The organism is Halobacillus halophilus DSM 2266 (assembly GCF_000284515.1).
In the GTDB taxonomy this organism is placed as follows: domain Bacteria; phylum Bacillota; class Bacilli; order Bacillales; family Halobacillaceae; genus Halobacillus; species Halobacillus halophilus.
In genome coordinates this window covers 1,408,419-1,432,192 of record NC_017668.1, presented here as the reverse complement: position 1 = coordinate 1,432,192, position 23,774 = coordinate 1,408,419, and the positions used below count along the sequence as shown (strand labels likewise).

The 23,774-nt window shown below is 43.3% G+C and carries 15 protein-coding genes; 8 read left to right on the top strand and 7 right to left on the bottom strand.

Annotated features, from left to right (window positions below; all coding sequences use genetic code 11):
• Window positions 1-95: 95 nt before the first annotated feature.
• Window positions 96-1,394 carry a nucleotide sugar dehydrogenase gene (locus HBHAL_RS07045; protein ID WP_223254268.1) on the top strand — a complete coding sequence of 433 codons (1,299 nt, stop codon included), beginning with the start codon at window positions 96-98 and terminating at the stop codon, window positions 1,392-1,394.
• 761 nt (window positions 1,395-2,155) lie between these two features.
• On the opposite strand, the gene HBHAL_RS07040 is transcribed toward HBHAL_RS07045, so the two are convergent.
• The gene (locus tag HBHAL_RS07040) at window positions 2,156-3,811 is read right to left on the bottom strand and encodes a SulP family inorganic anion transporter (RefSeq protein WP_041601243.1); all 1,656 of its coding nucleotides are present in this window, start codon (window positions 3,809-3,811) and stop codon (window positions 2,156-2,158) included.
• 637 nt (window positions 3,812-4,448) lie between these two features.
• Between HBHAL_RS07040 and HBHAL_RS07035 the strand changes: the two genes are divergently transcribed.
• A complete protein-coding gene (locus tag HBHAL_RS07035) occupies window positions 4,449-7,088 on the top strand; it encodes a cation-translocating P-type ATPase (protein WP_014642667.1) in 2,640 nt (879 codons plus the stop codon).
• A 1,069-nt stretch (window positions 7,089-8,157) separates the two neighbouring features.
• Here the strand turns inward: HBHAL_RS07035 and HBHAL_RS07030 are convergent.
• Window positions 8,158-9,384 (bottom strand): DUF819 family protein, encoded by a 1,227-nt coding sequence (locus HBHAL_RS07030; RefSeq protein WP_014642666.1) that lies wholly within the window; start codon window positions 9,382-9,384, stop codon window positions 8,158-8,160.
• Window positions 9,385-10,023: 639 nt separating this feature from the next.
• Between HBHAL_RS07030 and HBHAL_RS07025 the strand changes: the two genes are divergently transcribed.
• The 3 genes from HBHAL_RS07025 to HBHAL_RS07015 all read left to right on the top strand — a co-directional run bounded on the left by HBHAL_RS07025 (window position 10,024) and on the right by HBHAL_RS07015 (window position 12,668).
• On the top strand, window positions 10,024-10,878 hold the full coding sequence (locus HBHAL_RS07025; RefSeq protein ID WP_014642665.1) for a hypothetical protein: 855 nt from the start codon (window positions 10,024-10,026) through the stop codon (window positions 10,876-10,878).
• 54 nt (window positions 10,879-10,932) lie between these two features.
• The gene (locus HBHAL_RS07020; protein ID WP_014642664.1) at window positions 10,933-12,060 is read left to right on the top strand and encodes a toxic anion resistance protein; all 1,128 of its coding nucleotides are present in this window, start codon (window positions 10,933-10,935) and stop codon (window positions 12,058-12,060) included.
• Window positions 12,061-12,206: 146 nt separating this feature from the next.
• A complete protein-coding gene (locus tag HBHAL_RS07015) occupies window positions 12,207-12,668 on the top strand; it encodes a hypothetical protein (protein WP_145956012.1) in 462 nt (153 codons plus the stop codon).
• Window positions 12,669-12,730: 62 nt separating this feature from the next.
• Here HBHAL_RS07015 and HBHAL_RS07010 read toward each other — a convergent pair whose 3' ends face one another.
• From HBHAL_RS07010 to HBHAL_RS06995, 4 genes are all read right to left on the bottom strand, one after another.
• On the bottom strand, window positions 12,731-14,866 hold the full coding sequence (locus tag HBHAL_RS07010; RefSeq protein WP_014642662.1) for a type IA DNA topoisomerase: 2,136 nt from the start codon (window positions 14,864-14,866) through the stop codon (window positions 12,731-12,733).
• A gap of 192 nt (window positions 14,867-15,058) precedes the next feature.
• Window positions 15,059-16,243, bottom strand: coding sequence for a serine-tRNA(Ala) deacylase AlaX (locus HBHAL_RS07005; protein WP_041601242.1), 1,185 nt, complete (start codon window positions 16,241-16,243; stop codon window positions 15,059-15,061).
• Between the two features lie 278 nt (window positions 16,244-16,521).
• Window positions 16,522-17,502: an alpha-E domain-containing protein gene (locus HBHAL_RS07000; protein WP_014642660.1), complete on the bottom strand. Its 981-nt coding sequence runs from the start codon at window positions 17,500-17,502 to the stop codon at window positions 16,522-16,524.
• On the bottom strand, window positions 17,495-18,946 hold the full coding sequence (locus HBHAL_RS06995) for a circularly permuted type 2 ATP-grasp protein (protein WP_014642659.1): 1,452 nt from the start codon (window positions 18,944-18,946) through the stop codon (window positions 17,495-17,497). Before HBHAL_RS06995 ends, HBHAL_RS07000 begins: the two co-directional genes overlap by 8 nt.
• A gap of 286 nt (window positions 18,947-19,232) precedes the next feature.
• On the opposite strand from HBHAL_RS06995, the gene HBHAL_RS21945 reads away from it, so the two are divergent.
• Complete coding sequence (locus tag HBHAL_RS21945) at window positions 19,233-19,643, top strand: YjzC family protein (RefSeq protein WP_014642658.1); 411 nt, start codon at window positions 19,233-19,235, stop codon at window positions 19,641-19,643.
• Window positions 19,644-19,949: 306 nt separating this feature from the next.
• On the opposite strand, the gene HBHAL_RS06985 is transcribed toward HBHAL_RS21945, so the two are convergent.
• Complete coding sequence (locus HBHAL_RS06985) at window positions 19,950-21,536, bottom strand: L-lactate permease (protein WP_014642657.1); 1,587 nt, start codon at window positions 21,534-21,536, stop codon at window positions 19,950-19,952.
• Between the two features lie 291 nt (window positions 21,537-21,827).
• Between HBHAL_RS06985 and HBHAL_RS21380 the strand changes: the two genes are divergently transcribed.
• Window positions 21,828-21,977, top strand: coding sequence for a hypothetical protein (locus tag HBHAL_RS21380; protein ID WP_158512354.1), 150 nt, complete (start codon window positions 21,828-21,830; stop codon window positions 21,975-21,977).
• Between the two features lie 42 nt (window positions 21,978-22,019).
• On the top strand, window positions 22,020-23,573 hold the full coding sequence (gene mqo, locus HBHAL_RS06980) for a malate dehydrogenase (quinone) (RefSeq protein WP_262983425.1): 1,554 nt from the start codon (window positions 22,020-22,022) through the stop codon (window positions 23,571-23,573).
• The last annotated feature ends 201 nt before the right edge of the window (window positions 23,574-23,774 follow it).

The window sequence follows — 23,774 nt, the reverse complement described above, 5'->3', positions numbered from 1 at the left end:
CCCTTTGGATGGATGGCATATAAAAAAAGTACATCAGGATTTATGAAGGGAACTAAAATATGTCATATGAGAGCAATGAGAAAGATAAAAATGATATGACTATAAATAGAATGGATAGTGCCGATTCCACTCAAGTTATAGGGGTAGTAGGACTCGGTTATGTAGGTCTGCCTGTAGCCATAGGATTTTCTAAAGAATACAAGGTCATTGGATATGATATTAATGAAGCTAGAATTAGTTCTTTAAACCAGTTTTATGACTATACTAAAGAAATTTCTGAAGAACAATTAAGAGAAGCACGTATTAAATTTACATCGAACGAAAAAGATCTGGGAGCCTGTAACTTCATAATAGTAGCAGTCCCAACGCCAATCTCAGTCAACCAAGAGCCGGATTTGACTTACTTAAAGCAAGCCTCCACAGTTCTGGGGAAAAACCTTTCCCCAGGGACAATTGTTGTATATGAATCGACCGTTTTTCCAGGAGCAACAGAGGAAGTGTGTCTCCCGATCCTTGAGCGAGAATCAGGTTTAGAAGCAGGATCTGACTTTCACGTAGGGTATTCTCCAGAAAGAATAAACCCCGGAGATAAGGACCATACATTTCAAACCATTAATAAAATCGTAGCTGCTCAAGATAAAGAAACATTAGACACTATCTATTCGATCTACCAACGTGTGATTACTGCTGAAGTGTATAAAGCAGCCTCCATTAAAGTTGCCGAGGCTTCTAAAATTATAGAGAATACACAAAGAGATATTAATATCGCATTTATGAATGAGATTTCAATAATATTCAATAAATTGGGAATCAATACGCATGAAGCCATTAAAGCTGCCTCAACAAAATGGAATTTCAATCCATTTTATCCAGGTCTGGTTGGGGGGCACTGTATAGGAGTCGATCCCTACTACTTAATTCATAAATCGAAATCAGTCGGATATACCCCGAAATTTATTGAATCAGCAAGGGAAATAAACGATTACATGCCAGAATATATTGTAAAGACGTTGTTGGAACAAATGACGATTCATAAAAAGAATTTAAAAGACCTCACCATTACCGTTCTAGGAGTTACATTCAAACAGAATCTTCCAGACACAAGAAATTCTAAAGCTCTTGAAATAGTAGAAAAACTAAAGGATTTAGATGTAAATGTCCAGGTGTGCGACCCTCACGTTGACCATAACCACTTTAAGGATGAGTTAAAAGATTTACACCAACTAGAAGAATCTGATGTATTGATTTTAGCCGTCCCTCATAAATTTTTCACCAGCCTTCCTGTAAGTACTTTTCAACGTTTATTAAAGGATGGAAAAGGAATCATTATGGATATTAAAGGTGCCTTAACCCAAAATGAGCTTGGAGAGGACATTACCTTGTGGAATCTCTAAGTAAAAAGGGATCATGTCTGTTTAATTACCAAGGAGTATGGTATCAAAGTCGACTCTTCCCAGAGTAACCATAACTTCATGAAATAGTTTCAGAAACTAAAAACCCGGCGGAATATCCCTTTTTCCGCCGGGTTTTTAGTTATTAAGCTTATTGCCCTTTATTATGGAGATCGAGGCAGTGAATTTTAAATTCTCCCTACTTCTAAACGGATGAAGGCATGAACCGTCGTTTATCAGCAAAGACATAACAGCCCCGTCCCTTCCATATTCCCTTGTCATTTACCAATACAGGGGTGTGTACTTCACCGATTAAGTCCTTTAAATCTTTCCTGGCGCTGGTTTCTTCTAAGATATTGCCTATTTTATAATCGATTTCTTTTTGATTTTAATGGTGCATCGCCTGTGCACATACGCCGCATCCATCCATAATATAGAAGACATTCATCATCAAGCTCCTTACTTCAGTTAGTAGACATTTTTAGAAAAATAGGGGCTGGGACAGCAACTTTCCCCCTCCCAAGCTTCAACCTCGACTTATTTCCTTCTATTATATAGGTTTTATGAAAACAGAACTGTAAGACGCCTTACATCTCGTAAAAACCAATGAAAGTAAAAAAGCCCCCTTATTTTTGTACAACATAAACGGAACGATGACGATTACCATAGCCGGTCCCGCAACGATTGTAAAAGTCTCCACAAATTGATTCTTGATATAGTAAAAAGCCAGCCCGCCATTTTATAATTGGCGGGCTTTCCGCTTCTTAATAACTGACTGCTTCTTTGACCTGGGGATGTGTAATGCGTTCTCCGTACTTTTCCTCCCAGCTTGCACGTTCCAGCAAATCACGGACCGGACCTTTCACCTGAGCCAGATGTATGTGCACACCGGCTTCGTCGTATTCATCGATCAATTTCTCCAGTTCGTCCACAGCGACCCCATCCATCCGGTTCACTCCGGAGAAGTCGAGAATGACTTTCGTTACCTCCGGGCGGTCTCCGAGGATGTTCCTGATTTTTTCTTCCATAAAAGCGAAATTGGCAAAGTACAGCGAGGCATCCATTCGAAAGATGAGCGTATCCGTATGCTCGAGCGCCTCAGGGTAACGTTTTACGTTTCGGTAAACTCCTTCTTCCTGCACGTAGCCAAGCACGGCTGTATGAGGGTAGGCGCTGTTCCAGATGAACAACAAGAGAGCCGCTCCAGCACCGATCAGAATCCCTGATTCAATCCCTGTCACGAGTGTTGCTACAAAAGTAAGAACGAGAATCCAGCCATCTGATTTCTTAATACGGAACAGGTGTTTCGCTTCTTTCACATTAATGAGTCCGAATACAGCCACCATGATGATTGCCGCAAGCACGGCATTCGGCAGGTAATAAAACAAGCCCGTAAAGAAAAGAAGGGTTATCATGATGAGTACGGCTGTAATAATAGAGGCAAGTCCTGATTTAGCCCCTGCCTGATAGTTCACGGCTGTACGTGAAAACCCGCCTGTGACAGGCGAAGCGGAAAAGAACGAACCGACAATGTTAGCCGCACCAAGGCCTGTAAGCTCCTGGTTTGAATCCACTTTGTATTTTTCTTTTGATGCAATGGCTTTTGCTACTGCGATAGATTCCATGAAGCCCACGAACGAAATAGTCAGAGCAATCGGAAGTAGAGCCATTACGGAATCCATATTGAATGCTGGAACACTCAGGGCCGGCAGACCATCCGGTACATCCTTTATAATACTGACCCCCCGCTCCTCAAGTTTGAAAAAATAGACGAGAAGCGTGCTTGCGACAACTACGACAAGCGGAGCTGGGAATTGCGGGGCTTTCTTTTTGAAAATGACAAGCAGCAGAATGCTCCCGATCCCTATCGCAAAGGTCGTCCAGTTGATTTCTGATATTCTCGTAACCGCATCTGACATTATAATGAATATGTTCTTTTGACCTGCAAGATCGACACCGATAAGGTTCTTCAGCTGACTCAAACCGATGATTAAAGCAGCAGCCGAAGTGAAACCACTGATGACCGCATGGGAGAGGAAATTCACGACAAATCCTAATCGCAGCAGTCCCATCGAGAGTTGAATCACACCCACCATCAATGATAGCAGGAGAACAAGGGAAATATACTCTCCGGACCCGGGCTCTGCCATTGTCGATACCCCGGACAGTACCAGGAGTGATACCATTGCAACCGGCCCAACGGCGAGTTGCTTAGAAGAGCCCAGCAGCGCGTATATGATTAGAGGAATGGTGGAAGCGTAAAGACCGATCACCGGAGGTAATCCGGCGAGCATCGAATAGGCCATTCCCTGAGGAATAAGCATGATTGCCACAATCAGCCCGGCTGAAAAGTCGTTTTTCAAATGTCGCTTCTCATAGTTGAAAAGCCAGTGATTTTGAAACTTTTTTTTGTTGAACATGATGATCACATCCTCTTCAGTTTCCTTTTTGTGACAGGAATTTCTTATGTCAGACATGGTGTTCCTATACTATCTTATCTCCCGGAAGGTATTCTCATACTCTTCCTTTAGGGCACCTCATAAGGATTTCCCAAATACCCCTATAGGTATATTATAAACATTACTGTATTAAAAGCAACTATATTACTCCTAAGATCTGGATCGGTCGAGTGAGCAACTGCCACTTAGAAAATTGGGGATTTAGAAAAGGGTTTTCTTTCCTATGGTCGTCGAAATAATCAACCCTTGTAGATGTGAACGAGGTGATCGTTCGTTCGGACCATCATAGCTTGAAGCAACTAAGAATTAGGGGAAATTGCACGACGTGACAACGATTCTAGGTCGGTGGATGGTCAATTAACTGTTCCTATCTTTCTCCGTTATTTTGCATTAGTAGAGGACCGTTTCGAAAATCCAGGTTTTCATACTACGAGGCGGATTAATTACAAATGAATTAGGAGACACTTTTAAAAAGGGATACACCATAGAAATCGAAACGTTACGGTTGGAAGTTATTGACTTGAATCATGTTCTCGTTGATAAGCTTTTAATTATTTTAAAGGATGCAAATAGGAAAAGAACGCAGAGGAGGAATGAGATGGAGTATTATCAACAAAGCACTTCAGACATACTAAGAGAAACCAATTCCACAAAGGAAGGCTTAACCAGTGACGAAGTGCAAACAAGGCTGCAGCGTGATGGTTATAATGAACTGGAAAACAAAGAAAGAGTGCCTACCTGGAAACTCTTTATCGAGACGTTCAAAGATCCAATGGTTGTCGTCCTACTGGCAGCAGCCGGTGTGCAAATCATCATTGGTGAGATCGTAGAATCGCTGATTATTTTCCTGGTATTGCTTATTAACTCGGTCATTAGTGTCGTGCAAACGAGGAAAGCAGAAAGCTCCCTTGAATCTTTAAGGGATTTGTCAGCTCCTGAGGCAAACGTGATGCGGGATGGGGTGAAGCAAACGATAGAGGCCAGGGAGCTTGTGATGGGAGATCTAGTGTATCTGGAAGCCGGCGATTACGTTCCTGCGGACGGACGTGTATTAGAAAGCGGCTCGTTAAAAGCGAATGAAGGGATGTTAACGGGCGAGTCAGAAGCGGTAGAGAAATCGCCAGAAGTCATTGAAGAAGAAGTAACACTTGGTGACCAGCGTAATATGGTATTTAGCAGTTCCCTCGTTGTATACGGTCGTGGTACGTTTGTCGTCACAGGGACAGGCGAAGAAACAGAGGTTGGTAAAATAGCTGACATGCTCTCTTCGGCAGAACAAAAAGAGACACCATTGCAACGTAACTTAAATGTCTTTAGTAAGAGGCTTGGCATCGGGATTCTCATTCTTTGTGTGCTCATTTTTGCTGTTCAAGCAGCCCGTATTTGGTTTGGTGATGGCGAAACAGATACCACAACAGCCTTGATCAATGCTCTTATGTTCTCAGTGGCCATTGCAGTTGCTGCGATTCCTGAAGCGCTCCAATCCATCGTGACGATCGTCCTTTCTGTTGGAACAAATAAAATGGCAAAACAACATGCTATCATCCGCAAACTTCCTGCGGTAGAGACATTAGGTTCGACGAGTATTATATGTACAGACAAGACCGGAACCTTAACGCAAAATAAAATGACGGTCACCGATTACTTCTTACCGTTACATCCAAGGGAGAGCTTACCAGAAGACGATGCGAATTGGGATAAAGCAGAACAACTGCTTGTTCAAATCGGCACCCTTTGTAATGACTCGTATATCAATCAGGATAAGCAAGAAGTAGGAGATCCGACAGAGATTGCGCTCATTCAATTCGCTAACGAGCATACAGCGGGGTATGAACAAATACAAGACCTTTATCCACGTATAGCAGAATTACCATTTGATTCTGAGCGCAAGTTGATGTCCACGGTTCATCAGATGGATGAAAATACCCTGATGCTTTCGAAGGGTGGTCCTGATGTGATGTTCGACCGCGCAAGCTACGTGTTAGTAGATGGAGAAGAACAGACTCTAACAGAGGATATGATCGATCGTTTCAGAAAAGCAAATGAGGATTTTTCAAAGCAGGCCCTCCGGGTATTAGCACTCGGTTACAAACCTTTACCAGACGGAACAGAAGACATTACTCATGACGATGAGAAGGACTTCGTATTGGTCGGTTTAACGGCAATGATGGACCCTCCACGGGAAGAGGTCTATGATTCTATTGCCCAAGCCAAACAAGCAGGTATTCGCCCCATTATGATTACCGGCGATCACAAAACAACCGCTCAAGCGATTGGACGAGAAATCGGCTTAATGGAGAAAGAGGATCTTGCTGTTACAGGAAAAGAACTGGACCACATGTCCGATGAGGAATTAGAACAAAAGTTAGACAAGATTGCTGTATATGCCCGCGTATCCCCAGAAAATAAAATACGCATTGTCAGGTCCCTGCAAAATCGCAACGCTGTTACAGCGATGACGGGTGACGGTGTCAACGATGCCCCCGCTCTCAAGCAAGCAGACATAGGGATTGCAATGGGCAGTGGTACCGACGTTGCCAAAGATGCCTCTGCCATGATTTTAACTGATGATAATTTCGTCTCCATCGTCAATGCCGTACAAGTTGGACGTACGGTATTTGATAACATCAAGAAGGCGATCAGCTACTTATTTGCAGGGAATTTAGGAGCCATCCTTACTATTTTATATGCCGTAATCTTTAACCTGCCAAACCCTTTCACTGCCTTGCAGCTGTTATTCATTAACCTAGTCAACGACTCACTTCCTGCCATTGCGTTAGGAGTAGAGAAATCTGAACCAAACGTCATGAAACGAAAACCACGCCCTGTTGATGAAGGAATTTTTGATAGAAAAACGATCCAAGCCGTCTTAACAAGAGGCACATTGATTGCGATTGCTGTAACGAGCTCCTTCTATATCGGCTTAAGCCATTCCAATGAAATGGGCGTTGCGATGGCCTTTACCACCTTAATTCTATCCAGAACGCTCCAGACATTCGCCACACGATCCAATACGAAATCAGCCATCAGCATTGGGTTGTTTAGTAACAAATACGTGGTCGGGGCGGTTGCCCTTGGATTTGTCCTATACGGCATTACCGTATTACCGTTCGCTCGCGATGTATTTCACATCCCAGCCGAATTTGGTATAACCGATTGGTTGATTGCGACTTCCCTCGCTCTTGGAGCTGTGATTATGATGGAGATTGTGAAGTTTTTGAGGTATCGGAAAAAATAAATGATAAGCAAAAGGGCTTCTTAGTGGCGATATGACTCTTAAGAAGCCCTTTTGTTAGCTTTTATTGGCTTATACATGAAAAGTATTTTTCACCAGGGGGTTAGGATGGTGATTACATCATCAAGCCCCTTCACTGTATTAAATAAATAATACTAGAGAAGAAGTAAAAACCCTTCTATAATCAGTGTTACAATTTCAAGTTATTAATATGAAAGCTAATAAGATATAAGTATTAGTGAAGAGAATCCATTCGATATCCAGTCAAAAGTGCCACCATACTTACGCTAGATCGCACCCCTAAAACAACCTCCCCCCTGTCAAGATGAATGTCCCTGCATAAACGTTTCCAATAATCTTGTAATGAATACTATTAGGTCTGTTTTTATAAAAGAGTGATAAGAATGAATGGGACCATTTTATATTAAACTTGATTTTGGTCCACAAAACGTCCGCTTCTATACACTAAAATTAACAGTTTACGATCAAAAGCTTTTGATCGATTAGGTATTGTGAAAGTTTAAAAATGTATGGATAATAGGTGTTGAATATTTGGATCTGGATGTGGACTAACCACATCATATCTAACCGGAAAATGTTAAGTTGTAGTCTGGAGGAACAAAATGAATTTGTTATTAAAAGTGTTAGTGATATTCATTATCTTAATTTCTATTGTAATGTTTATCGGAGTAGTTGCTTTTGCCACTGATGTAAGGGTTTTAGCTGTTTTTCTTCTTCCGATCTTATTAGTTATATATTTGATAAAGAAAATATTTTCACATTAAAGACAAAAAGCTTGGGATTTTCCCAAGCTTTTTTTATGCTTATTATATTGTTACTTCACTGGTTATTTAAGCTTTGAAATCTTATGTTGGGTGGGTTGCGATTTAAGATTTTCTCCACGTTATCAGATAATCAAATACAATAAGTTTTAATACATTATTAATAGTGCCCAGTCATTATCCTGTCACCAAATCATCTAATTTTCAGACTAAGAGAAATGGGTTCTCCAGTCATATGTACTACTACACTTTTTTGATCGACATCCTCCCACAAATGGGCTTCCCCTGAATTACATTAGATTCTGAAACCAGAACCCAAGTCCTGTGCCAATGTAGTTTCCAATTATATACCCGAGTGTACCCACAAGAAGAATGGGCACAATCAATTTATGCCAGCCTTTTGCAATCGCCATTGCTGCAGCCGTTGTGGGACCTCCCATGTTTGCGTTACTTGCAAGAAGAGTCTCTTCTAAATTAAATTTAAATAATTTACCCAAAACCAGAGAGACTAGCACATTCATCAGCACAATAATTAAAACAAATACCAATAATAAAGGTGATGTTGTTACTACTATTGCAATAGAAGCTGGTACCCCGATGACTACAAAGAATAAATAAATCAAGAACGTGCCAATCTCCTGTGTGCCTTTAATGCTTTCGAATTGTCTGGGAAACAATGAAACTGCCAGCACTGTAAGTGTCGTAAGCATCAGATAACGATCGCCAATGATACCACCCAACACCTGAAAAGTGATGTTTACATCCTCACCAGCAGGAAGGATACTGGCAAAAAAGTCTGCGAGATTAAAGGATACGGTCACAAGGGCGAATGCACTCGCCACACTGATCGCAATATCTTTTAATGATATTTCTTTCCCTTTCCAGAAAGAAGCTGCCTGCGTTTCACTCTCATCTCCAGTAACACCCGATTCTACATCATCAATATGAGGAGTTTTGAATTTGTCACGGAAAAATGAAAATGTAGGGATGGCCATCAAAACAAAGAAGAAGGTGGCCATCATCATATTGTCTGCAACCACTGTAGCCGAAACAAGGTCACTTGGAGCCTCGAATTTTGCGGCCATTGCTGCAAAGTTTACGCCACCTCCCGTATAGGAACCTGCCATCATGGCACCAATTTTATCCAGATGGGGTATCACATCTTTTAAGAGCATAAAAGAGATAATGGTACCGGCGACCGTACCAATGGAGCTTAACAGGAAGATAATTAACATACGTCCGCTTTCCTGCCAAATCTTCTTGATATTCGCCTGAAATAATAGTAACGGAATCGCCAACGGTACTACATAATTCCATACAGCATCATACACACTTGACTCAAGAGGTATAACATTTAAATTGGCTAATACCATGGCACCGATTAATGCAATGATTGCTCCGGAAATTTTCGATGCCCATTTGTACTTTTGCTCCAAATAAATACTGATTGCAGCCCACCCTGTCAGAAACGACCAGAGCGCCCACGTATTGTCTGACGATATTAAAGTGTTATCCAATTTATTCACCTCTTTGTTATTATTAAAAGCTTGGCGGTGTCATTGCCCAAACAGAAATCGGTCACTTTTTCATCAGATTTGTTCAATCTTTAACTTAGTAAATCGATCCTTTTTTCATTTTATTGAAAATTATGTATATTTTCTAATGATACTATAGTTTATTAGCGCCTTCAATCACATAATCACGAATGTGGCAGGGTGCGTCCAGAGTAACAAATATTGATTTTGATGAGATTAAAGAGCTTGGAAATGAAAATTAGAAAATGGGCTTAAACAAACCAAAACCATCAATGTGTGGTTATGCGGACGTTCTACAAATCAGGATTGAACAATTGGAAATGCAATTATTCGAGGAAAAGAATAACTCACTAACTTACCAACTACTGCATATAAAATAGACCTTGCTACCTTTCAGCAAGATCCTCGTTTTGGAAAATGATCTTATCCCCCCACTATATAATGAAATAAAAGAGTGTGGGCTACGATTTTTAAGTACAGTGATGAAACATAGTCCCCGTCTTTTCCGGCGGAGAGCACATAGCTATTTCTTAATATTAACCCCCGTTTTGTGGTATTCTTAAAGTATAATGGAAATATTTTGTCGAGGAAAAGGAAGGACTCAAAAGGGGCTGACGAAGCATGGACAACTTCTACTCTTCTACGCTTGAGAATTTGGAAAAAACATTCATGCCGTATCTATCGGAATACCAGCGCTATATCGACTTTCACACCATGAGAGAAATGAAGCAGGTCAGCAAAGGGAAATTCCCTGTTTATTTCGATCTGGATCTAAAAGAACTGGTAGAGATGGACAAAAGATATATTTTGGATGTGTTATGGAATGGGGTCTTTTTCACCGTCATCATCCCCAAGAAATCCAATATGTTCAGAGGAACCATCGAGGTGTACGGTAAACCCCCGACCATGCTGCTTGGCCGGTTTGAAGTGGAAGAAGATAGGACTATTTTCCCTACGTTTTTTAAAGAAGAATTCACAAGAAGAAAAGGTCTCGGAGACACGCTGCGTGACTTCTCGCAAGTATTGTACACGTATTTAGATTCCTACGTAGAGAAAAGGGAAACATCCGGGGAGGAAACCACTTCGGAGCATCCAGGAGAAGCGATCCTCGAAGGCTGGGAATTCCCATTCCTCGAGAATCATCCTGATCTCCAAAAGGAATGGTCCTCCCTAAAGAAACGGACCGTGAATCAATTCAAACGAATGGAAGAACTCGAAATCGAAGAGCAATATTCCCTGGAAACGATGATGGACAAGGACGTTCCCGACTTCATCGAGTCGTTCCAGCGATTGTCGGATGAAAATAAGGAAAACCGGAAAGATGAACTGCTTGATACGATGTACGATTTGCGTAAGTTCATTGAAACGTTAGAACAAAAAGAAGAAGAAAGTCATGCGCAGAATTTTGCCAGAAGCAAGGGAATCATTGCATCCAAGTACAACAAGGAAGACGAAAACTTCTTCTCGCGCAAGTAAAGAAACATGCTGTTATTCCCGGAAACCAACAAATGGCAGATAGGTGGTATAAATATGAGTGAAAAATCGTTCCAAAGAGATAAAGAAGCTGAAATGAACCAGCAGGATCTGAGAGAAGCGATGACGCTTGTTGACAAAGAAGATATCGACCGCTTGAACGAAGAGGCCGAAGCGTACGCGGAAAGGTTCCATTCTTCCAGAGACGACTCCCTTTCCGACGTGATGAGAGAGCTCGGGGACCTCGGAGAAAAGGAACAGCGTGTTGCCGGGGAAACGATGGAAACACTAAAGCGCCCGGTAAACGATCTGATGACAAAAGGCAATAATGACATTCCCCAATCGCTGAGTGAACTCGAGGCGATCGTGTCTGACCTTGATCCGAAGCGCACCGAAGGCAACGGAGTACAGCGATTCTTTTACAAACTAAGCAAAAAACAGCCCATCGACCGCTACATGCAGAAGTACGAATCGGTCGACTCGAAGATCGATACGGTGGTGCGCAGTCTGCTTTCGGGGAAAGACCGCCTGGAAGAAGACAGCGTCGAATTGCAGCTGATCAAGGAAAACGCCCAGAAGCGTATTTATGATCTGGACAAGCAGATTTATCTTGGGAAGAAGCTATTTGAGCTTTTGAAAGAAAAAGAAACGACGGGTGAATACGACTTGGCGCTGCTTACCGAAGGAAAAGAGAAAATCATTACCCGTACGAGAAATATGACACAGATGAAGAGTGTATTGCATCAGAGCATTTCCTCTGTGGACATTATTAAGAAAAACAATGAAAAGCTGAAGGAATCGATTCGCAATGCGGTTACGCTGACGAAAAACATTATTACCGTCTCCGCTTCGATTCAGCTGGCTTTAAATAATCAGCGAAAAGTAATCGATACAGTGAATGGTGTGAATAAAGCCACCGAGAATATGCTGCTCTCGAACTCCAGAAACCTGAAAGAAAATGCAGAAGAAACCACACAGATGATGGAGAATCCGGCGATCAGCATGGAAGCTCTTCAGGAGTCTTTCGATAACGTATTCGAAGCGCTTAAAACGACCGAACAATCATCCGAGCGGATCATCGCTTCGAGTGAACAGTTTATTGAAGAGATGGATGCGTTAAACGAAAACGTCCGGAAAAGATTATCCCAGACCGGGAGTCAAAGACAAAGAGCGCTTCGTGACTGAAGCGCTCTTTTGTATGGGGCGATTTGTGCGATACGTGAGTCTGTGCAGTTTATTCCAGCTGTCCTTTTTTTATCAGTCGGTTCAACCAGAAGTTTAGAACCTTAAAAAATACATAAAACTCATGCAGCTCCAAATACTACCATGAGGTGGTAAAATTGACGCTTATTATTCTTACAGGTTTTGTTCTTCCCTGGATCACAGGGATTTATTTGTATCGAAAAGCTCCCAAGATCTTTTATACGACCGCACCTATTACCGCTTTAATTGCCGTCGTTTTCAATCAGGCCGGCATTCAATTAGGTTTATGGAAAGTTCACCCGATGCCAGGAGTCATGCTGTTAGACTCCATCTTCCTGGACTTAGGCATTTTCACCATCGCAGGAGCATGGTTTACTTATTTCTACGTCTACAAAAACATAAAACCGATCTGGATCTATTGTTTATTTATAGGTGGGATGGCCGGTTTGGAAGGGTTCGCCCTTCTAATAGAAACCTTATCCTACAATGAGGATTGGAATTTCTTCTACACCTTCCTTATGTATGTCGGGGGCTTTTTAGTCATTGGCAGGATTTCAAAAGTATTAAAGAAACTTCATGTTTTCCCCTAATGTCTTTTTGCATTCACACTACGGGGTGAAAAGGATATTCTCCGTCCACCCCGATAGGTTTCTCAAGTTTTTTTTGCAAAATCAAATTTAATCTTATACTCTTCATCCAACGTTAAAGCCGTACTGAACGGTTTCTTACCTTTAAACCCTTTCAGCACCCGCGTTTTCTTCTTCTCACACAGCGTCTTAATCATGTTCGCGGAAAGTGATTTTCCAGCCAGCCGCTTCGGAAAGCTCACTTTACAGCCGTTTTTATAATTCGAACAGGCATAAAACTTATACCGGTCGATAATTTCGCCATTCGTACAGGCCGGACATTTGGCGACCGCCGTATTCCATTGTTTTTTCTCACCGGTACTGCGCACGTTCACCTGTTGAATCGATTCCGGCGTTTCCTGAATGAGCTTTTCAATAAACTGACTCGTCTGCTTAATAAACATCTGCTTCGAACCATCGCCATTGCCGATTTTCTTTAAATACGACTCCCACTTGGCTGTCATGGCAGGGCTCGATAGCAGCGTTCCTTCAATCGCTTCACACAGCATAATCCCTTTATCGGTAATCGCAACGTTGTTTTTCTTCACTTCAATATAGTTCTGCGTTTTTATCGTTTCAATAATACTCGAACGCGTGGCTTCGGTTCCGAGGCCTTCCACTTCCTTTAAGATCTCCACGTCTTCCTCATCATCCACAAGCTTTCCGCACGTTTTCATCATGTTGATGAGCTGGCCTTCGGTATAAGGCTTCGGCGGCTGCGTCATGCTTTCTTTAATATGCAGGCGGGCCCCTACCTCTTCCCCTTGCTGCACCTCCGGCAGAATCGGGTCTTTTTCCTGTTTGGCTTTGGACGGTTTCGGAAAAAGCTCTTTCCAGCCCTGCTTCACTTCTCTCCTGCCCGTTGATTTAAAAGGCAGATCGTTGACGTGGGTCATAATCGTCGTCTCTTCATATACGTAATCTCCGTGGAACATCGCCAAAGTTGTCGCGAGCACTTCATGGTAAATGTTGTGCTCGTCCCGGCTCAGTCCGCTCAATTTCTTCTCGGTAGGTACGGTTTTCGTCGGAATGATCGCATAGTGCTCCTGGACTTTGCTGTTGTTCACATACCGTTTGTTCGGTTTTAACGAAGCCGGTGTAAACGATATGTTCATCGCTTTCTGGTAGGCATCCAACTTGTTCACTAAATAATTGAACTCACTATTCGTAATGTAGTTACAGTCCGTTCGCGGATAGGACACCAGTCCTTTTTCATAAAGCTTCTGCATCGTCTTTAACGTGTGGGAAGGCGTGTATTTCCAGCGCCGGTTCGCGACACTTTGCAGGGTGGACAGGGAATGCAGCTTCGGTGACTTCTGGTACTTGGTCTTCTTGTCGACATTTTGAATCGTTCCCTGAAGATCCTCATTTTCCTTCAGCCCATGCTGATCCATCAGTGCCTGCACCTTGGCTTTATCCTTTTCCTTAATCTTCGCTAATCCTTTGTACGAGCCTTTTTCCGCCTGAAACAGTCCCTCGATTTGATAAAAAGGTTCCGATACGAAGTTTTCGATTTCCTTATGGCGCTGGTAAATCAAATAAACGGTCGGTGACTGCACGCGTCCAATCGACAGGTGCTGGTTAAACCCTTTTTTCTGCAGCAATAGCGTGAACAGGCGGCTGGCGTTAATGCCTACCATCCAGTCGCTGATCTGCCGCGCTTTTGCTTCGTCAAACATCCGCAGGTCCTTATCGTTGCTCTGCAGGTTCTGAAACCCTTTCCGCACTTCATCTTTCTCAAGAGAGTTGATCCATAACCGCTGAATCGGTTTTCCTTTGACACCGGTTAAACGAAGGATGCTGTAAAAGATATTGGAACCTTCGCGGTCAACATCGGCCGCATTCACGATTACATCCGCCTGCTGGAATAATTTCTTAACGGCCTGGAACTGCTCCCATTTTCCTTTCGAGACTTTTTCATAAAAACGGTCGGGCACGATTGGCAGCTGATCGAGCTTCCATTTCTTCCATTCCGGCTTATAGTCGTGAGGTTCTTTGAGTTCCACCAGATGGCCCACGCCCCATGTAATCGTCGCTCCGTTTGGGAAAGTGGCATCGGGTTTTAAACGTATAGATGTTTTGGATTTTTCCTGGGTGGTGAAGGCCGCGGCGTAGGCTTTCGCCTGCGACGGCTTTTCAGCTAAAATGACCACGTTCGTCATGGTCTCCTCTCCTTTCTGTAAACCACGAGAGGCATAAGCGCTTCCTGGCTTTGTTTCGATCTATTATTACGGATACGCCCCTGTTCAGGAACGTATGTTCTAAATTGATTATACTACAAAACGATTCAGCAGGGAAAATGTTTCCGTTATCCACATAAAAAACTCCTTCTACCAGAAGAAGAAGTTTTTCTATTATAGTAATTCTTTTACGCGATTCGAAAAGTCCGTGCCGTCCATCAGCTTTTTGCCGCCGCCCTGGACAAAATGCGGCTTTCCGCCTCCTTTTCCGTCAATCAGAGGCATCGCCTGTTTAGCAATATCGTTCATATTGCGATCAATCGAAGCCCCGTGAGCCAGGACGAATTGCAGCTGCTCTTCCTGTTCGCTGACAAGGATGAGATACGTATCGGAAGCTTCTTCAATCATCGTTTTTCCAAGCGACTGGAGCGACTTAATCGGGCGGTCTTTGAAGACGCGCTGGATCACCGGCTCTCCTTTGGTTTCTGAAATAATATGGCGCGCTTCGTAATGCAGAAGCTGTTCCTCAAGCTCTGTAATCCGCTTATCCTTCTCCTTGCCTGCCTGAATCATCTCGCTCACTTCCTCGACAAGCTGCTCCTCAGGTCTCGGGACCAGCTGTTTCATGTCGGTCAAGATCCGGTGTTTCTGATCGAGCTTCTCAAGCACTCTGGATCCGCAGACAAACTCAAGCCGAACCTGCTTCTTACTTTTCGTCCAGCCTAGGAATTTCACCGCCATCACTTCTCCCGTGGACGCGGGATGCGTTCCCCCGCACCCGTTGTAATCCACGTAAGGAATGATCACAAGGCGCACCTCCCCCTCGACAGCCAGTGGTTTACGCAGCGGGTATTCATTCGCTTCATCGGCCGTCATCCACCTGGCTTCTACAGGAATATTCCGGCGTATAATATTATTCACTTGCTCCTCGGCTTTTTGCAAAAGTTCCTCCGAGAGTTGATTCGTATCTAAATCAATCGTCACCGTATCGCTTCCTAAGTGGAAACTCGTCGTCGGAATGCCGTAATGATCATCAAACACAGCGGATATGATATGCTGACCGCTATGCTGCTGCATATGATCGATACGCCGCTTGGGATCGACGCTTCCGTGCACGTCTTCCCCATTTTGCGGAAATTCTTCCTCTATGTAATGCCGTACTTCACCGTCGGCTTCTTCCACATCGATTACTTTGATGGAATTTAATGTGCCCGTATCGTGCGGCTGTCCGCCGCCGGTTGGATAAAACGCTGTGGCTTCCAGTACCACATAAGGTCCATGTTCGTCCCGATCTGATTTTGTTACCGTAGAGTCAAATTCCAGCTGATAAGGATCTTCGTAGTAAAGCTTTCTAGTCATCATCTATTCCCCCTGGGTGGATCGTAGTTGCACCATCATAGTTCCCTATTCTCACAAAAGTACCATTACGATGTTCTGTTGCCTGTCATTAGTCATAGATTTTACCATAATCCATTCTTCCTTCACAGGAAACAGTCTATGAACCAAAAAGATAGCAATGACAACCATAAACTTTAACAAAGCTTTTTATAAAGAGGTAACTTACCTTCCATAATCCAGCCATAAAAAAACAGTGCTCCTTTTTAGAGCAACTGTTTTTTATTCATATTAAGTCCCCATTATTGGCTTCTTCCCACTGATCTACTTTTATATCCACCCAGATTATAAGTGGCTGAGAATACTTCATTAATTCGATCGCAGTGATCCAGGAACCCATTAACAAAACGTAAGAGTCCCTCCACCGACATCTCATCAATATCTGTCCGTTCAATTCCCCTTTGTGTATTTTCTAACAACTGAACTAACTCTTCGGCATATTGAGGTCTCCTTCCAGGGTTTAACTGCTCTACAGCACGTAAAGTATGCTCTACACAATACGTTATGGACCGCGGAAACCGCTCTTCTTCAATCAGAAAAGTAAATACTTCCTCAGGGTTCAGCGTTAATGGATGCTCCATAATAAAGGAGTCATAACCATTGGCTAACTGGAGGGCATGAAGCCAGTAATCAAACTCCTCTATATCTTTATAGTTCTTTTCCGCTAAGGTCTTCTCACAAATAACCTTTAAAATTCGCGCGGTAGTTTCGGCCCGTTCTATCCACTTCCCTATTTTTATAAAGTTATAAGATTCCCCTCTTAGCATGGAAGATTCGATGATTCCCTGAAAATTTGATGACATATCAAGGAGATCGCCTAAATGACTCTGAATTGTATTGGAATGTAAAGACCCGTCCAGCTGTTCCTTCTTCTCTAAATATAAGCGGTTAATCATCTCCCAAATAGAAGCTGGGATAAGCGTTCGGGACTCCCTAGCTTTCTCTCTGGCCAATTCCAGCAAAAGAATAAGAGAGTTATCATTTTCCCGGCTCCTTATCAGATAGTTAAGCACTTGCTCACTCTTTAAACCAGGATCGTGTTCAACGTCGTCATTTTTAGAGGTACAGATGTCAAGAAGTACTTCCCAGTTGTGGTCCAATGTATGCTGATCCGATTCTTCCAGCATATGAATCAGCTGGCTGCTCAGGGCTCGAGCATTGGTTTCAGATCTCTCCATATACCTAGCCAACCAATAACATGAATCTGCCATTCTGCTAAGCATCGTCCTTTCCTCCTTCTGAGGTTGTTATCCAAATATCCTTAAATCCGCCACCCTGAGAAGAGTTCACCACAAGGTTATCTTCCTTCAAAGCCACTCTGGAAAGTCCTCCAGGCAGAACATTGATTTCTTTCCCCTTCATCGCAAAAATTCTTAAGTCTATATGACGGGGACGGAATTCCCCTTCTTGAAGAGCCGGAGCCCGTGACAATTCAATGGTAGGCTGGGCAATGTATTCATTTGGATTTTCCTGAATTTTTTGCCGAAATGTCGTTAATTCTTCTTCAGAGGCGTTTGGACCAATCATCATATCATCACCGCCAGAAGACCCTACATTTTTAATGACGAGTTTCTCAAGATTCTTTAACACATAATCTCTTTGCTCTGAATCTCTTAAAAAATAGGTGGTTACATTCTTAAGAATCGGCTCTTCATTCAAGTAATAGCGAATCATCTCAGGTACGTAAGCATAAATCGCCTTATCATCTGCTGCCCCGATGCCCACTCCATTTAAAATGGTCACATTCCCCTGGTGGTAAGCCCTCATAAGACCGGGTACACCAACTTCAGAATCTGATCGAAAGGCTTCCGGGTCCAGGTCTTCATCATCAATTCTTCGATAAATAATATCGACACGCTCAAGCCCGCTGGTTGTTTCCTTATAGACGATGTCATTCTCGACGACAAGGTCACTTCCTTCAACTAATTCAATCCCAAGCTGCTTTGCAAGAAAAAAGTGTTCATAATAAGCGGAGTTATATATGCCTGTCGTTAATAACACCGCCTGAGGTGAAGATGAAGCATTATCCGGTGCATAGCTGAACAGAGCCTTTTCCAGCTCTTTAAACTGATTTTCCAAAGGGAGCACACGATAGTGCTCAAACAGTTCTGGATACACTTTTCTGATTACCTGCCGATTTTGATAAACATACGAGATACCGGAAGGATTGCGCAGATTATCTTCTAATACTCGGTATTCGCCGTTTTCATCACGTATAAGATCAATGCCCGCTATAAATAGTGGATGACTAAGCGGCATGTCCATACCTTTAGCCTGCTCTTCATTATAGTAGGCGCTGTTCTCGATTAGCTCTTTCGGCACAACTTCTTCTTTAATAATCTTCTTTTCACCATAAATATCTTCTAGAAAGTGACTTAACGCCTCGACTCTCTGCTTTAATCCTTTCTCGACCTCTTTCCACTTCTCTTCTGGAATGATGATCGGAACAAAATCAAAGGGAGGCGTCCGTTCGGCGTCATCACCATCCTTATTAAAAGTAATGCCCTGCTTTAAAAAGTGTAACTGTGCTCTTTCCTGTCTTTTTTGCAATTCTTCTGCAGAAGCCTTTGAAATTATGTCGTTAAAAGCTTTGTAGTGGTGCTTAGGGTTTCCTGATTGATCCATCATTTCATCGAAAAATGTATTTGCTTGATAATTGATTAACATGACTGACCCACTCCTTTTTCACTTTCTAAGAAACTTTACCCATATAACAAAGTTTACACACAATAAATGTAAAAAAAGCCTATATCTTCTCATACAAGGAGAGGGTATAGGCTTACCTTTTCTATTTTTTCTCTTGTTTTTATGACAATTTTCCCTACTACACGATTTTTTTCACGAAGAGCCCACTTAAATTATATTAAAAAAACATTACAAATAGAAAACTGGGTTTAACCTACATCCAAATAGTGGTAAATATTTTACATACTATTCAAGGAGGTTGATGAAAATGGCTAAGAACAATAACCAAAACCAAAATCAATCGATGACTACGGAAGAAGCAGGTCGTAAAGGCGGAGAGAAAACAAGCCGTAAATACGATCAAGAACACTTCGAGAACATTGGTCAAAAAGGCGGCGAAACGACCAGCAAGGAATACAGCAAGGAACATTTTGAGGAAATCGGTCAGAAAGGCGGCCGTAACTCAGGAAATGGTTATACTACTACTTCCACAAACAATACGTCAAACCAACAATTTAAAACTGGCGAAAAAGCTCCAGAATCCGGTAACTATAAAGTAGATAAACTCGTAAACGGAAATAAAAGCGATAATAATAAGGAAATCAGCCTGAGTGAAGGCGACCAATTCCCACCTTCTCCTTCAGAAAATGAAGCAGCCTACTGGGTGAAATCTTCCTAAAACTCTAAAAAGACCCAGCCTTTTGTAATTAAATACTAAAGGCTGCGTCTTTTTTTATGTGGCCTATTATTACGGGGTATGAAACTTTTAATCAACAACATTAGCCAATCATTTTCGTAAACATGCTAACCAGAATTCATTACAGTTCACATACACAAACAAAAGCTTTTAATGTGAAATCGATAAGCATATCCAGATAACCCGAAAGATGCTTACTAGTCTAAGCAAGGCTTACTCATTTTATAATAATTCTATTTCTTCAGCCCAACTCCATGTTCCCAGTATTCTAGCTATTGCTCTTTCTTTTTACAAAATCCCCATTAAAATAAATCCGCCGATGCCGACAAGCACCCCATAAAGCAAAGCAGGTCCCAGGGTTTTTCGGATGACGTTTCCTTCTTCCCCTTCCATACCTGCGACAGCGCTTGCCGCGACCACATTATGGACACAGATCATGTTCCCCGCTCCAGCACCTACGAGCTGTGCGGCGAGCACCACCTTAAGGTTCGCATCTGTAGCCTCCGCTATATTGTACTGAATCGGTGAGAAAGTAAGGGTTGAAACCGTGGCACTTCCCGTTATAAAGGAGCCCAGTTCCCCGAGAAACGGTGCGGCGAAAATCCACATCGGCCCAAAAGCAGCCGCCATTCCCTCAGCAATATAACTTGGCATGCTCATTAAATCATTCATATTCATCCCGGAATTACTGAACACATGCACCATAGCAAGCGTTGCCGATAATGTAACCGCGGTTATTTTCATCGTGGACAGCGATTGCTTGGCCGCCCGCCCAAAATGGTTAAACGATTTTCGCTGCACAAGCAGGGCTAATAGGGCTGCGACGACCAGCACCGTTCCAGGCGAGTATAATACGGCCCAGCTTGACGCAATTCCGTCCACGCCTAAAATGTTCGACCACGATAAATCGATAGCCGTCTGTGTAAATTCCTTAAACCACGGAACAATACGTGTAAGTAACAGCAGAGCCACGACAATAATGTAAGGAAACCATGCCCGGATCAATCCCATCTCGGATTTTTCTTCATTATCCTTGAAATCCTCCTGTTTAGCATCTGTCCATACAGTGGATGGAAGAAGCCATCCCTTTCTGGCTGTTATAGCTGCGACCACGAGCCCGGTCAAGGATCCCAGAATCGCTACAAATTCCGGTCCAAACAAAGTGGCGTACACAAGAGCTGAAACATTATACGTGATCCCAATGAGCAGCGTCCACGGGATCATCACGAGGGCATCTTTTATTCCCTTCCCTTTTCCGAAAAACAAGGTCAGCACAACGACTAAAATAAATGGAATAAATGTGCCCGCGAATAAATCAATCAGGGTGACCGTTACGCCAACCTCCTTGAAAAAAGCAGTACCCGCATCGGGCAAAGTGCTGAGTCCGACCAGTACCGGCGTTCCCACCGCTCCAAAGGCCACGGCCGTACTATCCGCAATTAGGGCTGTCGCCACCGCTGCCAGCGGCCTGAAGCCAAGGGCAAGCATTAACGGAGCCGTCACCATGGCCGGTGCACCGAATCCTGCCGCTCCCTCAATTAATGACCCGAATAAAAAAGCGACAAAAATAAGCTGAACCCTCATGTCCTGGGAAATACTTTGAAATCCCTGATTGATACGGGTTACCGCTCCGGTGTTACGAAGGGTGTTCAATAACACAAGCGCTCCAAATAGTATTAATAAGATCGTCAGGGTTTTATGTACGCCCTGCAGGATGGAAGAAGCAATCACCTGGCCTTCCATTCCCCATACAGTCATCGCTAAAATAATTACCACTACAGCACTGATGGACATCCCTTTGATCGCTGGCATACGCAATAAAACCAGCAACAGAAAGGGAACAATCACAGCACTTAGTGCCACCACCATCAACATTTGATCTCCTCCTCTTTCCTTACATTGATTTTCTTATTCCTTAAACGAACTTTGATTGTCAATAGTTGATACGGTCATCTGATGACCATATTACTTATGGTAACCGCTTACAAAGATGTTTTCAATAGGAAGTTATCACCGATTCCACAATTTTCACATAAATTCGATCTCTTCCCCTATTTTCGGTCCTCACCATGAAACCCTAATAGAATGAGCCATTCAGCTTTTTATTGAAAGCGATTTCTACCCGTGCTAAAATGAGAATTATAAAGTCATCTGATGACCTTACCTATGTTGGTGACACAAGAATCCATGCTGCCTTTCTATAGGAGCGAATGGATCAAGGTATACGCTGCTTTTAGCAAGGTACATAGAGGCAACCATGATGCTGCGCCGGATATGTATAAAAAAAGAAAAGGCATCGCGCCCGCCCAACAATAACGGTAAGATACAAGCGGATGATCATCGGGATCAACATAACGAATGGACGATAACGCCCGATACAGTTACAGGCTGTTTAACCATAAGAGGAGGAATAACATGAATCATAACCACACAACGAGTGACGTGATCCTGATCGGTGCAGGTGTCGTGAGCGCGACACTGGCCACGCTTCTGCACAAATTAGAACCGGAATGGCGCATCACCCTGTTCGAGAAGCTCGACTCCGCCGGACAGGAAAGTTCTAATGAATGGAATAATGCCGGAACCGGACACGCCGCTCTCTGCGAACTGAACTATACACCTGAACAGCCGGACGGCTCCCTGGACATTAGCAAGGCGGTAAAAATCAACGAACAATTCCAGGTTTCCAGACAAATGTGGGCCCACCTGGTCGAGCAGGGCGATCTTCAGAATCCTGAAGATTTTATCCGTCCCTTGCCTCACATAAGCTTTGTTTACGGTAAAGATCACGTAGAATTTTTGACGAAGCGGGTTGAAGCCCTGAAAGATCATCCTCAGTTTCAGGGGATGGAGTTTACCATAGACCCCGAACGCATCAAGGAATGGATTCCTTTAATGATGGAGGGCCGTTCCACTGAAGAGCCGATCGCGGCAACGAAATTCGACCATGGCACAGATGTTAATTTTGGAGAACTAACTCGTCAAATGCTGAAACACTTAGAGAAGCAAGACAATATAGAGATCCGTTACAATCATTCCGTCGATGATATTCAACAAAGAGCAGACGGAGCATGGGAAGTTAAAGTACGAAACCTTAAAGAAGAAACCATCGAAGAGCATACCTCTTCCTTCGCCTTTATCGGTGCAGGTGGCGGCGCCCTGCCATTGCTGCAAAAAACAGGCATTCCCGAAAGCAAGCGCATCGGCGGATTTCCGATCAGCGGTGAATTCCTCGTCTGTGACAACCCGGAAGTCGTGAAGCAGCACCATTCCAAAGTATATGGAAAAGAACCGGCCGGCACTCCGCCGATGACTGTCCCGCACCTGGACCGTCGCCATATTGAAGGAAAAGACACGCTGTTGTACGGACCGTTCGCCGGGTTTACACCTAAATTTTTGAAAACCGGATCGATGATGGATCTGTTCGGTTCGGTGAAGCCGACAAATGTGCTGACAATGCTCGCAGCCGGCGCAAAAAACACCTCCCTGATCAAATATTTGGCAATGCAGCTGAAGATGTCCAAAAAGGACCGGATGGAAGAGCTGCGGAATTTTGTTCCGAATGCATCCAATGAAGACTGGGACCTGCTCGTAGCCGGACAGCGCGTTCAATTGATTGAGGATACAGAAGAAGGCGGCCGCGGTGCTCTCCAGTTCGGTACCAAATTGATTCACGCAGAAGACCGTACCATGGCGGCTCTTCTTGGCGAATCACCAGGGGCATCGGTTTCCGTTTCCATTATGCTCGAGGTCTTACACAAGTGCTTCCCAGAGTATCGTGAGTCCTGGGATCCGAAGCTGAAAGAAATCATCCCTTCCTACGGCGAATCCCTGGAGGATAACCCTGAGCTGCTGGAGCGGGTTCATGATTCTACCTCACGCACCCTTGGTTTGCTGGAGCCTGTAAAATAAACGAAGTTACTCCTTATAACAACAGAATGACGAAACAAAGAAGCATCGATGCGCTAAATGACGCATCGATGCTTTCTTTATTTTGGGGGCTTAAATTGATCATATAGGAGCCACATTTTATAAAAGCGTCTTTCCGTGCAGATAAAATGAAAAAAAGTACATCTTCCCATTTAAACCCCTTGTAAATTGGGTATATAATAC

Coding starts and splice junctions, on each gene's coding strand:
- HBHAL_RS07045 (WP_223254268.1), top strand. CDS start 96: ATGACTATAAATAGAATGGATAGTGCCGATTCCACTCAAGTTATAGGG.
- HBHAL_RS07040 (WP_041601243.1), bottom strand. CDS start 3,811: ATGTTCAACAAAAAAAAGTTTCAAAATCACTGGCTTTTCAACTATGAG.
- HBHAL_RS07035 (WP_014642667.1), top strand. CDS start 4,449: ATGGAGTATTATCAACAAAGCACTTCAGACATACTAAGAGAAACCAAT.
- HBHAL_RS07025 (WP_014642665.1), top strand. CDS start 10,024: ATGGACAACTTCTACTCTTCTACGCTTGAGAATTTGGAAAAAACATTC.
- HBHAL_RS07020 (WP_014642664.1), top strand. CDS start 10,933: ATGAGTGAAAAATCGTTCCAAAGAGATAAAGAAGCTGAAATGAACCAG.
- HBHAL_RS07010 (WP_014642662.1), bottom strand. CDS start 14,866: ATGACGAACGTGGTCATTTTAGCTGAAAAGCCGTCGCAGGCGAAAGCC.
- HBHAL_RS07005 (WP_041601242.1), bottom strand. CDS start 16,243: ATGACTAGAAAGCTTTACTACGAAGATCCTTATCAGCTGGAATTTGAC.
- HBHAL_RS07000 (WP_014642660.1), bottom strand. CDS start 17,502: ATGCTTAGCAGAATGGCAGATTCATGTTATTGGTTGGCTAGGTATATG.
- HBHAL_RS06995 (WP_014642659.1), bottom strand. CDS start 18,946: ATGTTAATCAATTATCAAGCAAATACATTTTTCGATGAAATGATGGAT.
- HBHAL_RS21945 (WP_014642658.1), top strand. CDS start 19,233: ATGGCTAAGAACAATAACCAAAACCAAAATCAATCGATGACTACGGAA.
- HBHAL_RS06985 (WP_014642657.1), bottom strand. CDS start 21,536: ATGTTGATGGTGGTGGCACTAAGTGCTGTGATTGTTCCCTTTCTGTTG.
- HBHAL_RS21380 (WP_158512354.1), top strand. CDS start 21,828: ATGTTGGTGACACAAGAATCCATGCTGCCTTTCTATAGGAGCGAATGG.
- mqo (WP_262983425.1), top strand. CDS start 22,020: ATGGACGATAACGCCCGATACAGTTACAGGCTGTTTAACCATAAGAGG.